Genomic DNA, 13,441 nt, shown 5'->3' with positions numbered 1-13,441 from the left:
AATTTGCGGTATAATTTTTCTATCAGGCGACTCTCAAATTTTCGGGAAGGTTATACTTATGAAAATGCACCATTTGTCCCAGGAAGAAGTCGGGACCATTATGGGAGTGGTCAAGGAACTTCTTGATGGAGGCGGAGAGCTGGATCCCGCCAAGGTGGAAGAAATATTCAAGCTGTCCAAGGTCAACCCTGACAAGTTTCTCGAATGCAAATCCAATGAACTGCAGGCGGACAAGGTCAATTTTGAAATCGACCAGCAAAAGGGAGTTCGCTTCTTTGACCCCTTCAATTTCTTCACTCAGGGTATCTACAAGGACATGGACGGTTTATCCGTTTGGACCACAGATAACCTGAAAGAACCCTGGTCCTACGACTCCAACGAAGAATCATAAAGCCGTTAGAGTTAATTTCTGCGCAATAAAAAACCCCCTGCCCATCGTGGGCAGGGGGTTTTATATTTTAAACGCTTCTAGTATTCGTTCAGGCTTTATCCGCCTGATCCTTGGCGTAATCGTAGGCGCCTTTTTTCGGTAATGAATCGGTGAAGGCTTTCGCCTCGTCAAGCATTGCTTGATCTTTAGCCGCGCCCTCTTCCTCGGCTTTTTTACGAGCGAGAGCCTCTTTTTCTTCGTCGCTCAAATCCGCCTCATTGATTTCAGGAGCCGTAGCCGCCTCTGTAGCAGGCGCATCTTCTTCCTGAGCGTCCTTCATCGAGGATTTAAAATTCTTGATACTACGCCCAAAAGCGCTGCCGATTTCGGGCAGTTTTCCCGCGCCAAAGATGATCATGATGATCACCAGGATAATCATTAGTTCAGGAAACCCTATTCCCATCATAATCTATGTCCTCCTGGAAAATGTATAGGGACTTTGTGCGCGGCCAATCCGCTTTTGGATATTTATATTGCCCTAAAACCTATTGAGAAGTCTTATCTTATATGGTTTGCACCATTAATTACAAGGATAAATACCATTTTTTTTAGGAAACATTCCCTATAGGACGATTCAGGTGATTGAAACTGTTGCAGTTTCGAAGGCATCGGAATATTTGCTTTATATGATGATCCTGTTAGATTTTTGTATGATTACTTTCCCATAAATTCAGAAGCAAAATCTGTCGCCCGACGCCGTTGCGCCTGTTACAAACAGCTAAAGCCGGATTAGCGCCAGACACATTAGCCACGCTTCGCTTACTTGCTTCGATCCAGATTCAGGAAATGAGAAAGTCGTTTTAAACGATCTTCCAATATATGGAGTGAATCCAAAACGTCGATGCCTTTTTCCATGAATTGACGCCCCCAAAGGTCCATCGAACGTCCGCCTGCCCATACCGGACATACAGGAAGAACCAATCGCTCATACTTCTCTGCGAGCAGTTTCGCTTCCGCCTCGGTTGTAATTCCCGTGCAGGCCAACAACACCAAATTGGGATGAATCAAGGTGCAAAAGGCTCCCAGTTCCTTGACGGGCATGTTTGCTCCGAGATAGTAAACCTGACAGCCGTTGATAGCGCATTGGTAGGCCGCCATCCAGGCGCCGATCTCATGATTGTCGTCTGGCAAACAAGAGACCACAACCTTGGGTCCGTAATTGGAAACGGGAAGGTGATTCAAGACGGAAAGAAATTTCTGGCGGATCAGGTTCGATACAAAATGTTCCTGAGCAACGCCAATTGTCTCTTCATGCCATAGATCGCCGACCTTTCTCTGCAAAGGCAAAAAGATTTTGTAAAAAACTTCATTGAAAGAAAGTAAAGCTACGCTTTCATTAAAGATCTGAATAAATTTTGCCTTGTCGAAAGGCACAAGACTGGCAATGAGCATATCGTGAATTCGATCCAGAGGCTTGTCCGCCAGTCTATCAGGACGAGATTTCTTAGCTATCATTTGCTCTAACAGACGTTCTCTCCCCAGGCTCGCCAACTCGCCAATAGCAAAGCCTTTGTCAATCTCATCCTTGATGTACAGAAGCAGGTCCACATCAGTTTGGGAGTACATTCGATAGCGATTATCCCCTCTCTCAGGCTTCAATAAATCGAAACGTCTTTCCCAGGAGCGGATCACATGCTTCGTCAATCCCGTCAGTCTTGCCACATGATCTATTTTGTAAGTATCCATAAAATCAAGAATATCAGCTAGTATTAATGTTTGTCAAAACTTTTATTCGAAATTCGTTTGACATTCACCCAAACATTATATAATCTTTTAAAAGACATTATACAAACATTATAAATTTGAGGCGATCATGATAATCAAAAAATCAATCACCACGGGAATTGGGGCATTTGCAATGACTGCATTATTGAGCTCATCCTTCGCATGGGCGAGTGCAGGAGACATGGCATTAGTGCCTGGAGGCTCCTTCTTAATGGGAGTCGACAAGAAAGTACACGCCGACGTTGAAAAAATGTCCAAATCAAAACAATTAAAGTATGCCGTTTCACGCGATGCGTTTCACGATGAAGGTCCTGCGCATAACGTCGTTCTCGATCCTTTCTACATGGATATCTACGAGACATCGAACAAACAATACGCAGAATTCATGAAAGCGACCGGCCATCCCGCTCCGGCCTACTGGGACGATCACCTGCGCAACAAACCAGAGCAACCGGTGAGCGGTGTCAACTGGAATGATGCAACCGCATTTTGCAGTTGGGCCAATAAAAGACTGCCGACGGAAGCGGAATGGGAAAAAGCGGCGCGCGGACCGGAAGGCTTCATGTACCCCTGGGGAAATGAAGTGGACGCGAGCAAAGCCAATTTTGGACGCAAGAATGAACACACCGCAAACGTCACTGAATATCCGGAAGGAAAGAGCGGTTATGGAATTTACAACATGGCGGGAAATGTCTTTGAATGGGTTCAGGACTGGTACGATCCCAATTTCTATAAGAACACACGGGAAACCGTCAACCCGACAGGCCCCAAGGATGGAGCCTACCTCAGCGCGACAGGCACCTATGTGGATCGTATTGCAATTGGTAAAAAACGTGTGATTCGAGGCGGATCCTGGTACGCGCCGGCAGAAAGCATCACCAACACGCACCGATTCTGGAATGATCCGATGAACAACAGTTATGGAGTCGGTCTTGGATTTCGTTGCGCCCGTTCGGTGGATAACGATTCCATGCTTCAGGCCCGCACCTTGTACATGGACGCTTTGATCCACATGGGAGCAGAAAAGTATCCGCAGGCTTTGAAGTCGATTGAAAAAGCTCTGGCGCACGATGCAAACAATGCAGAGTACCAGAACTTGAAAGGCATGATTCAGAAGCAGATTCGCTAACTTCTGATTGGATCGGGTGAACAGGAGGAGGGGCTCGCCCCTCCTCTTAAACCTGATTTACAAAATTCAATAAACTTTTCTGTGAATTCATCATGACATTACTCAGCCAACTACATTTAATCAAACTAAATCGCAATGCAGCTATCATCAAATTATGTTGCGTCCTTCTTTTTTTGAGCCCAACTCTCCTGAGCGCAGAAGAGTTGAACAGTCCAAAGGCAAAGAGCGCAACGGCACAGGCCAGATTGCAGGTAGAGCATGCCTGGGAAACCTATCATCACGCCGCTCTCGGAGGCACGCTTGCATCTCCTTCCATTCAGACAGAACTGGAGACAAATCTGCATGAAGCCCGTTTTCTGTTGAGCCAGGCCTACGATGCCGAAGAACAAGGGGACTATGATCGAGCCCGAAAACTGATAGATAAAATCACAGATATCTCTCAAAAAATAATTACAGAAAGTCAGGAGCCTAAAAAATGAAAAATACGTTTCCTCTAGTCAAAACGTTTTTTCTATCGAGCCTCATCACCCTTTGTGTAGGGCCTGGATTCAACGCCTACGCGATGCCCGAGAAGCCAATCGAAAAGGATTCCGTCGCAATGGTAAAAATTCCCGCCGGCAATTTTCTGATGGGGAGCAGGTCTGGCGAAGGCAGAGCGGATGAAAGGGTTCAACGAAGCGTCTATCTGGACGCCTACGCCATAGACGTACATGAAGTGAGCAATCAGAGATATTTAAAGTTCATTCAGGACACCCAACGCAAAGAACCTCTCAACCCCTACAGCGATGGCTTGCTATCTGAAGAAGCAGGCGTGGAAAACCTTCCCATCGTTCAGGTGACCTGGTACGACGCAGTGGATTATTGCCGTTGGGCTGGAAAACGTTTACCGACGGAAGCGGAATGGGAAAAAGCGGCGCGCGGTTCATCCGGTTCAATCTATCCCTGGGGGAAAGCTGAACCGGCGGCAGAGTTGGTCAACTTTCACAGAAACTGGGATGGAGTGAGAACTTTATGGAAGACAGGATCGTCGCCTGAATCAGCGTCTCCCTTTCAGGTGCATGACATGGCTGGAAACGTTCGGGAATGGGTGAATGACTGGTATTCAGCAGATTATTATCTGAGCGGCCCCGATAAAAATCCGCAAGGACCTGAACAAGGAATTCTGAAAGTCATTAAAGGCGGCTCCTGGCACAGCTTAAAGTCCGACTTGCGAACTGCATCACGCGGCAAAGGCGGGTTTGCTCTGAAAACAGACGGCATCGGTTTTCGTTGCGCGCGCGATCCAGACTGAAACTCACGACACCCAATGAGGAAATCATGAAAAAACAATTCAAGAATGTTCCAAAGAAGATTTCCATTTTAAAGGCTCTAATCCTTTTCACGGCGCTGGCGATACCTTCAATGGCCGGCTCGCAAACGCTTGATTCCGAAGATATGGTTTTAATCAACGCAGGAGGTTTCGTGCGCGGCGTTGATCAAATCACATCGAAAAATCCCACAGCTTCCGGCGTTGCGAAAACCCATGCTTTGGCACAACCCTTCAGCGATGAAAGTCCCGCTCGCATGATCTATCTGGACTCCTACTATCTTGACATTTACGAGATATCCAACGCGCAATACACCGAATTCATCATCGCCACAGATTACGCCGCTCCGGCCTATTGGGACCATCACGAATTGAACCAGCCGGATCAGCCCGTGACCGGCGTCAACTGGTACGACGCATCGGCCTATTGCCACTGGGCAAACAAACGCCTTCCGACTGAAGCGGAGTGGGAGAAAGCCGCGCGCGGCCCGGCGGGATCCATTTACCCCTGGGGCAATGATCTGCAATACGAAAACGCCAATTTTGCCAGAGGCGAAAAAGGAGATCATAAAATAACAACGCCTATCAAGGCCTATGACAAGGGAAAGAGCTATTACGGCGTCTTCAATATGGCGGGAAATGTATTTGAATGGGTCAACGATTGGTACGATCCAAACTATTACAAACGAAGGGACGACGTCAAAAATCCAAAGGGACCGCAGATTGATTTGAAAGCTCAGGCGAGCGCCAAAAAAGTAATTCGCGGCGGCTCCTGGTACGCCCCGGCCCAAAGCATCACCACCACGCACAGATTCTGGAACAATCCGACAAATAACTCTTATGGAGTGGGTTTGGGTTTTCGCTGCGCACGTAATGCAGAAGCCAGCCCTGCAAATCAGGCGCGCTCATTCTACATGGACGCTCTCATCCATATGGGCGCTGAAAAATTTAAAGAAGCGGAAGCGTCCATCAAACAAGCGATCGAACTGGATTCACAAAACGCTGAATACCGGAAAACACTTGAGCTCATCAAGAAGCAATCATAATGGAGACGCGGACATGAGAATTCTCAACATTTTATCAATTGTGTTTATCGGGACAGCTCTGGCGATCATTCCTGGTACGGCTGTGAGTGAAGACTTGAAGCCGATAGAAAATTGCCCCCAGTCAAGGAGCACCAAAACCGCTCCGTCGGACGTCTTGAAAAAAACAAGTCCGTTAAGAAACGAACCGAGAAACCTGAGAAAAGGAAAGGTACTCGCCCACGTCAAAGCGAAACCGATTGCCTGCAAACATTGTCATGGGATGAACGGGGATGGTATGGGGGCGATGTCTCCGAACATGGCTCCAAAACCCAGAAACTTCACTTGCGAATCAACCATGAAAAAAATTTCGGACGGGCAACTCTACTGGATTATCAAAAACGGATCCGAAGGCACGTCCATGCCGCCCTATAAACATTTTTCAGATGAAAAAATTTGGCAATTGATCCAATACATTCGTTCGCTCGCGAAACAGGGATCCTAACGAAACAGCGTAAACCATGACAAAAAACTTCATATGCCATTGCATAATTATAATGAGTTTATATTTTCTACCCAGCTGCGTAATAGAAAAAAATTATGCGGAGTTTGAAGATTCAAAAGGCAAGGGAGAATCTGCCTTCAAAAAAGATCAAACCTACTGCGAACATCTTCCCAAATGGAAGCCCACAATAAAAGACGGAAGCAAGGGCGCCGGGGAACTTATGCGCGAAAAGAGTATTATATTTCTTCAATGTATGGAAAAAAAGAATTGGATTCTAAGAAAATGATGCAACAGAAGGCGATTGACATCCAAATGCACTGGAACTTTATAGTTAAAAAAAATCTCATCAATTGATTGACATATGAATTTTATAACATGTATTATGATTCCTGTTTTTCACAGCGCGTATCTGAACAATCAGCAATGGTATCGTTTTAACAAAATCTGCGATGGCTACTAAAGCGAAGATCAAAAAATCAACGACCCCATCGTGGACTTTTTTAACGAACCATGCGCATGTGCTGTTATGTCTGGCTAAAAACCCGTCGGAGCGCATCCGCGACATTGCTGATACGGTTGGCATTACGGAACGCGCCGTCCAGCGCATTATCTCCGAGTTGGAAGCTGAGGATTATCTGGAGCATGTGCGGGACGGAAGAAGGAATGTGTACAAGGTGTTCAGTCGAAAATTCCTGCGACATGAAATTGAAAAACATCGCCGGATAAGCGACCTGATCGATTTGATCAACGGCTGAATAACCTGCAACAAAAAGGAAACCAAGACCCGCTCGCGGGATAACAAATAACAAGGAATGATCGCGCTAATCATCTGGCGTTTTCATTACGAATATCTATTAGGAAATCCATGCAACGCATGCATCCCAGTATCTTCACAACAAGAGGACGTCTGATGTCGCCCTCGCGTGAATTACGATTTCAAGTAATGGAAATCGGCAACAGGCGTCTCATCAAGCCTTCAACACTTTCAATCGTTGAATCCAAAAAAGCTTTCAGGGAGATACAGAGCTTGAATTGGAGAATGGCCAAAGTAACATCATGACCCTTCCAATTCTTATTCTGATCTTTCCGCTTCTGGCGGGAATCTTCATTCGAGTCTATGGCGACCGCATGCTCCCCCAAGTTGCCCGGGTTGGAGTGATTGCAACGACCTGTTCCTTCCTTCTTTCTGTATGGGTTCTCTATCATGTTAGCGCCGAAGGCCCCATCCATATCCTGCTCTGGCCGTTAAATTCCGAAAGCGACGCCATATTCAAGTTTGGCATGCTGATCGATCGCCTCACCGCCGTCATGATGCTGTTGATCACAAGCGTCAGCGCCATCATTCATATCTATTCGATTCGGTATTTAGAAGGCGACTCGGGCTATGTCCGGTTTTACGCGCTCTTGAGCTTCATGACCTTTGTGATTCTTTCGCTCGTTTCCAGCCCAAACCTATTCATGCTGTTTGTGTTTTGGCAGTTATTAAGCTGGGCGCTCTACCTTATACTCGCCTTTAATTATTCACATGCACCCGCCTGTCAGAATGCGTTCAAAACCTTCTTCGTTCATCGCGTGGGAGATGTATGTTTTCTCTTCGGACTCTTTCTGACCTATAAATATTTCGGTACGCTGGAATTCACAGAACTTTTCCAAGTCGCCGCCCAACAACCTCAAATGATTTCGTTGTTACCGGGAAACGCATTCGATGTCAGCGCCGTTCCTGTAATCGCCCTCTTCATTTTTGTTGGCGCGATGGCCAAATCGGCGCAATTTCCTTTACATGTGTGGTTGCCCGACACCATGGATTCGCCCACCCCGGTTTCGGCTCTCATGCACGCGGGAATCATCAACGCGGGCGGTTTTTTGCTGAACCGGCTGGCCCCTTTCTATTCGCTATCGCCAATGACGCTTCACATCATTTTTGTCGTGGGCGCCCTCACCGTTCTTCTCGGAGCCGCCATGATGTTGGCGCAAAATGACATCAAGAAAACCCTGGGCTTTTCCACGATGGGGCAAATGGGCTACATGATTATGGAGTGTGGACTTGGCGCCTTTGCCCTGGCTATCTTTCATTTGATTGCGCACGGACTTTTCAAAGCGACCTTGTTTTTAGGAGCGGGACAAGGCATCCATGCCGCGCGAGACGAGCCGAAGCGCCCGCTCGCATCCGCACATGAAGCCGTCCGGCCTGCCACGCAATTGACCTGGGCCACAGGAATCATCGTCACTTTGATCATGCCGCTGATTATTCTCATGGTGGCGCACGATATGCTCAATGTTCCCCTGCAAGAAGGTAATGGCACGGTCATCTTTCTTTTCTTCGCCTGGGTGACGGCTTCTCAAGCCATGTTCAGTCTCTATCGCCTTCATGCGGTGGCTAGCTGGAAAATTGCCAGCGCAATGATCGGCGTTTTGTTTTTCATCGGATTCATCTATCTGTGGGCCGGCGAAGTCTTCACCCATTTTCTGTACCCGGAGCCGGGCGTGGCGAACGGATTCTTCTTGTCTGCGGCGCTCAATACGCAAGTGTTTGATGCGTTCATCCTGATGGCCACCGTGCTCATTCTTTTTGGTTGGTTTATTCTCTACACCAATGCCAGAGGGCAAAAAATAGGGATCATGAATTGGCTCCTTTCCATTCGGAAACAACTCTATATTCTTTCGATCAACCGGTTTTATGTTGATCTTGTTTACCTTCGATTGGGCAACAACCTTTTAATGTGGGCTAGAAAAGTAGCTCATCGTTTTTGAAACATGACCGGTATTAATAATGAATTTTGAAAGCACGCTTCCTGTATTTCTCGCTCTGATTCCGCTCGCTTTGGGAATGGCGTTGAAGGTCGCAAAAATCCCGTTTATTACCCTTCGATCTATCGAATTGATCACGATTGGAGCGATTGCTGGGGGGGTAATATACATTCAATCCGTTCATGCAACAGATGCAACAAATCTGTTTTTGGCCGGGGCGGCCCTTCTTTCCGCATTTTGCGTTTTTCTCAGTCAGGAGGATACGGAACAAGCTCCAGCTCTTTGCGCTTCCGCCCTCATTACGCTCGGCCTGGCTCTCGGTATTTTACTGAACCAGGGGCTTGTCGGCAGGCTGTTTCTTATCAGCCTTCTGGCTTACGTTGCAGTCCCGTTGATTCGTGATAATCATCGCAACGCCCGATCCACAATGGCTCTTCTCCATAGCGCCCTGGCAATTATTCTGTCTTTGGCGTCCGTCTTCGGTCCCCAGTCCATGAGCGTCTATGCAAGCCTGTTCCTTGCGCTGACATTCTTGCCCGTAGTCCCCCTTCACATTCTATTCATGAAAGTGATTGAAGGCGCAAAAGGAATTCAAGCGAGTTTCTGGATCGTCGTGTGGTTGTCCATAGGTCTGGCTGAACTGAACATGATTTATTCCTCGCTCACAACGGAGACTCTGTTCACTTTGAGCCTGCTGGCTTTGATAAGCGCGGTCGGAGCGTCTTTATCCTGCCTCGGACAGCAACAATACAATCTGTTCATTGCATCGGCCACCGTAGCCCATTCCGCCCTTGTCTGGGGACTGCTCAACGTATTCCCTAACTTTCCGATCTGGGGAGTTCCTTTTGGTATTTCCGTAGCGTTTGTGATGGGCGGCCTCTGCCTCGCGTTTTCGTTGATTCGACAGCGTTATGGCTGGCAAATTCTTGGCAAGCTTCCGGGGCTCGCCACTCCAATGCCTCGCTTTGGAATGGCTGTGATTCTGTTTGTCAGTTTTGCCATGTTCATGCCCTTGATTCCTACGTTTTCAGGATTGACCGTTATGCCGACCCTTGCCGTAAAAGGGTCCGCTCTGATCATGATTTTGTTCCTGTTTCTTGCAGTATGGTTAGGCGGCAGCTGGTATTTTTCACAAATGCTTCATCAAACCGCCTTCGGAACTGCGCGCGTTGACGTGCCCTATACTGATTTAAGGGTTGTCGAAGTTGTCGCGCTATCATCCTTACTAATAGGCGCCGTCTACAGTGGACTCGTCCACTAATGCGCCCATGCGTTTAACCCCTTGAGGAGGTCAGCGATCCCAAGCCATGTCTATGCTCGAAACTAAAGAACGGGTTGCGCCAAATGATTTCGAGCGGATGGAATTGTCTTCGCTCGTCAATCTGGCGGGCGAACCCATCTCGCATTTTTGGCCAATGAAAACCTTTATCCACCACAATCCGCTTCATGGACTGGAACATCTGTCCTTTGATGAAGCGGTAAAGATGGGAAAACGGTTTTTTGGCGGCCGCGGTCATCTCCCAAACAGCGAATACCGGAATTACTACAAAGAAGGCCGCATTACTGAAGAATCGATCAGTGACGCGATAAAAAATGGCGCGCAGAATGAGACCCTTAATATCGGCTCTCGAAAACTCTCTCGTCAGGAAGTCTTGCGGAGTCTTCTCATTCACGGCACAGGAAAAATAGCGACCGATGTCAGCTCAGCGATTTTGCAACAATCGCTCAGCCCATCCGACGCTAAAACGCTCTCCGAAAAAATTCAAGGCTTGCCGAAATGCAAAGCCCGCAGGGAATCATTGAGAAGTTATGCCAGTCGCGATCAAGTAGAGCTGGCCGTACAGTACACCCTTGGGGAATGGTGCGACCAGACGCTCGGGACAAAGGTACAGGATCAAATTAACGGCGAGCTCATCAAATGGTGCGGCGGCTTTCTCGATGAAGGACACGCTCCCTGGACCATGCCCTTTCGCAAGAAAAATTTTTACAACGTGTGGAAAGAATTGGTCCTGGAAGATGCATCCGGCACATTACTCGGCATTCCGGACTGGAAGAGCAAAATTCATAATTTGCCGAATCGCCCAGAAGATGCGGTGCTCGAAAGCCTGTCTCTATTGGCGATTCCCAAAGCCTTGTGGCACGACTATTTCACTTTACAGCTGGCGCAACTGTCAGGATGGGCGGGATTCATCAAATGGCGCGCCGAGCAACTGGATTATGAATGGCAACGCGCCTTTCCTATTGACCTTGTCATGTACATGGCTGTCCGACTTTTTTATGAACGTGAATTGACCGCCCTGGCTTGCCAGGACAAACTCGCAATTGACGGGAGTTATACTTCGATACAATCTTACATGACCCAGCACGCCGTTGGTTATGGACTCCATAAGGAATACCATATGCGAGGTCTGCCAGACGAAATGTCGGGTCGCCTGGACGCATCCCTGTTCGTTCAGAACCCACTGAGTATCGATGCGCTCGATCAGTGCGATTCAGAATTGATATCCAGCTGGGAAGAAATCAGACAACAGCAAGAAACGGATGTCCAGGCTTTGATCGTCTTGCAACTTTCTCGATCACTGGATATTCCCCTCCAGGATTTTTTGGAAAGCGCTCCTGAAGCATTGGATAGTTTGCTGGAATGGGTCGACCAATTCCCGGAATCACAACACGGACCCACCTGGCTCAAGGCCTTTGAATCCAGCTATCTGAAAGGCTTTGTGAAGCATCTTTCGCCAAACCTGCAGAAATTGGGAAAGAGCGACCTTCCCGAAGAGCAAGTCCCGGTATCTCGTCCTCTGGCTCAGGCGATATTTTGCATCGATGTCCGCTCCGAAGGTTTCAGAAGGCGACTTGAAGAGGTTGGCGGAAATGAAACCTTTGGCTTCGCCGGTTTTTTTGGCGTGCCAATTTGCTACCAGGGATATACCAGCGAACTACCAACCGACCAGTGCCCCGTCCTTCTCAATCCCAAACACATCGTCAAGGAAATTCCGCGCGCTTATCAGGGCGAGGCCGCAGAAAGATTTTTGGAACGACATCATCTCGCCAAGACAGGTCATACCCTGCTCTATGATTTGAAGGAAAACGCGATCACGCCCTATATCATGGTCGAAGCGATTGGCTGGTTCTTTGGATTCAAACTATTCGGACAAACCTTGAAACCCGAGTGGTTCAAGAACGCCATGTCCTGGATGAAAAAGTGTCTGGTCGTCCCCATCAGCACAACCTTGACTGTCGACAAAATCCAGCGGGACGAAGCTCTCGAAATGGTTGCGTCTCAGCATCGCGCAACCATATACCGACTGTTGATCGAACAATACGACCAGAAAGGCGCCGCCGTTTCTCACGACCAGGTTGAACGCTTGCGCAAACTGACGGTGACTCAAATTCTACCCACCGACAATGAAAATGAAGAGTTGTATCGATTGCTGGAGTGGAGCGAAGCCGACCTCGAACAATTTATTCGAGTCCTCAGAGAGGACTACCACCTGCATCAACGCGACATCTCACGCAGAATGCATCGCATCACACAAACCGGTTTTACGGTCGTTGAACAAGCCCATTTTGTGGAAATGGCGCTGAGGATTTTAGGATTCACCAAATCATTTTCCAGGCTCGTCTTGTTCTGCGCGCACGGTAGCAGTTCGGACAACAACCCCTATGAATCTGCTCTGGATTGTGGAGCCTGTGGTGGGAATCATGGAATCTCGAATGCCCGCGCCCTCGCCGTCATGGCCAACAAAGCGCAAGTCCGACAGGCGCTCGCCCAGAAGGGTCTGGTGATACCAGCGGACACACATTTCCTGCCCGGACAACATGATACGACAACCGATGAAGTTCAGCTTTTTGATCTGGAAGAAGTTCCCGCCACGCATCGCAAAGACTTGCTCAGACTACAACGAGACCTCCATGAAGCCGGAGAAAAGAATAGCAGAGAGCGGTTGACTCGATTTCCAGACGAGCCGATCACAAATGGAACCGTCAAAGCATTGTCGAGGACGAAACAACGAAGCGTGGATTGGTCTCAGGTGCGCCCCGAGTGGGGACTGTCCCGTCATTCGACCTTCATTGTCGGTCGACGCTCATTGACGCAAGGGATGGATCTGGAAGGCCGGGCGTTTTTACATTCCTACGATCATTCACAAGATCCCAAAGGACGCTATTTGGAAATCATCATGACCGCTCCGGTGATCGTCGGCAATTGGATCAACATGGAGCATTATTTCTCAACCGTTGATCCCATGGTCTATGGAAGCGGTAGCAAGGTCTATCACAATATAGTTGGACGTCTGGGAGTCATGTACGGTTCCCAAAGCGACCTCTGCGTCGGACTTCCAACCCAAACGGTTCTTGATGGCGAGAGGCCCTACCATGAACCCATGCGATTATTCACTATTATCGAGGCTCCATTAGAAATAATTTCGTCCATCATTGTCCGTCATGATATCTTACAACGATTGACTAAAAATCAATGGATCCATATTGTCGCCCTGGATCCTGTCACGATGGAATTTCACCTCTACAAATCACCAGATAATTGGCAAGCTGTTAACTGATTCCACCTTACCGAGGA

General features: G+C 48.1%; 12 protein-coding genes. 10 read left to right on the top strand and 2 right to left on the bottom strand.

From position 1 onward, the window contains the following. The first annotated feature begins 58 nt into the window (after nucleotides 1–58). Nucleotides 59–391 carry a hypothetical protein gene (locus G3M78_10010; protein QPJ65710.1) on the top strand — a complete coding sequence of 111 codons (333 nt, stop codon included), beginning with the start codon at nucleotides 59–61 and terminating at the stop codon, nucleotides 389–391. 88 nt (nucleotides 392–479) lie between these two features. Here G3M78_10010 and tatA read toward each other — a convergent pair whose 3' ends face one another. Continuing rightward, on the bottom strand, nucleotides 480–836 hold the full coding sequence (gene tatA / locus G3M78_10005; GenBank protein ID QPJ65709.1) for a twin-arginine translocase TatA/TatE family subunit: 357 nt from the start codon (nucleotides 834–836) through the stop codon (nucleotides 480–482). 353 nt (nucleotides 837–1,189) lie between these two features. Further along, a complete protein-coding gene (locus G3M78_10000) occupies nucleotides 1,190–2,116 on the bottom strand; it encodes a MerR family transcriptional regulator (protein ID QPJ65708.1) in 927 nt (308 codons plus the stop codon). A gap of 127 nt (nucleotides 2,117–2,243) precedes the next feature. Between G3M78_10000 and G3M78_09995 the strand changes: the two genes are divergently transcribed. The 9 genes from G3M78_09995 (at nucleotide 2,244) to G3M78_09955 (ending at nucleotide 13,424) form a co-directional block, all read left to right on the top strand. Beyond that, nucleotides 2,244–3,284, top strand: a complete 1,041-nt coding sequence (locus G3M78_09995; protein ID QPJ65707.1) for a formylglycine-generating enzyme family protein — start codon at nucleotides 2,244–2,246, stop codon at nucleotides 3,282–3,284. Between the two features lie 173 nt (nucleotides 3,285–3,457). Beyond that, a complete protein-coding gene (locus G3M78_09990; protein QPJ65706.1) occupies nucleotides 3,458–3,763 on the top strand; it encodes a hypothetical protein in 306 nt (101 codons plus the stop codon). Then, on the top strand, nucleotides 3,760–4,575 hold the full coding sequence (locus tag G3M78_09985; protein ID QPJ65705.1) for a formylglycine-generating enzyme family protein: 816 nt from the start codon (nucleotides 3,760–3,762) through the stop codon (nucleotides 4,573–4,575). The genes G3M78_09990 and G3M78_09985 overlap by 4 nt, the downstream gene beginning before the upstream one ends. 26 nt (nucleotides 4,576–4,601) lie before the next feature. Continuing rightward, nucleotides 4,602–5,636: a formylglycine-generating enzyme family protein gene (locus G3M78_09980; GenBank protein ID QPJ65704.1), complete on the top strand. Its 1,035-nt coding sequence runs from the start codon at nucleotides 4,602–4,604 to the stop codon at nucleotides 5,634–5,636. Nucleotides 5,637–5,649: 13 nt separating this feature from the next. Then, entirely contained in the window at nucleotides 5,650–6,117 is a 468-nt protein-coding gene (locus G3M78_09975) for a cytochrome c (GenBank protein QPJ65703.1), read from the top strand. 449 nt (nucleotides 6,118–6,566) lie between these two features. Next, on the top strand, nucleotides 6,567–6,872 hold the full coding sequence (locus tag G3M78_09970) for a MarR family transcriptional regulator (protein ID QPJ65702.1): 306 nt from the start codon (nucleotides 6,567–6,569) through the stop codon (nucleotides 6,870–6,872). 301 nt (nucleotides 6,873–7,173) lie between these two features. Then, nucleotides 7,174–8,868 (top strand): NADH-quinone oxidoreductase subunit L, encoded by a 1,695-nt coding sequence (locus G3M78_09965; GenBank protein ID QPJ65701.1) that lies wholly within the window; start codon nucleotides 7,174–7,176, stop codon nucleotides 8,866–8,868. 19 nt (nucleotides 8,869–8,887) lie between these two features. After that, nucleotides 8,888–10,126 (top strand): hypothetical protein, encoded by a 1,239-nt coding sequence (locus tag G3M78_09960; GenBank protein QPJ65700.1) that lies wholly within the window; start codon nucleotides 8,888–8,890, stop codon nucleotides 10,124–10,126. 46 nt (nucleotides 10,127–10,172) lie between these two features. Beyond that, nucleotides 10,173–13,424 carry a DUF2309 domain-containing protein gene (locus tag G3M78_09955; GenBank protein QPJ65699.1) on the top strand — a complete coding sequence of 1,084 codons (3,252 nt, stop codon included), beginning with the start codon at nucleotides 10,173–10,175 and terminating at the stop codon, nucleotides 13,422–13,424. Nucleotides 13,425–13,441: the final 17 nt, after the last annotated feature.

The sequence above is a fragment of the Candidatus Nitrohelix vancouverensis genome, from assembly GCA_015698305.1.
In the GTDB taxonomy this organism is placed as follows: domain Bacteria; phylum Nitrospinota; class Nitrospinia; order Nitrospinales; family VA-1; genus Nitrohelix; species Nitrohelix vancouverensis.
The sequence above is the reverse complement of the archived record's forward strand: the minus strand, read 5'-3'. Positions and strand labels throughout refer to the sequence as shown.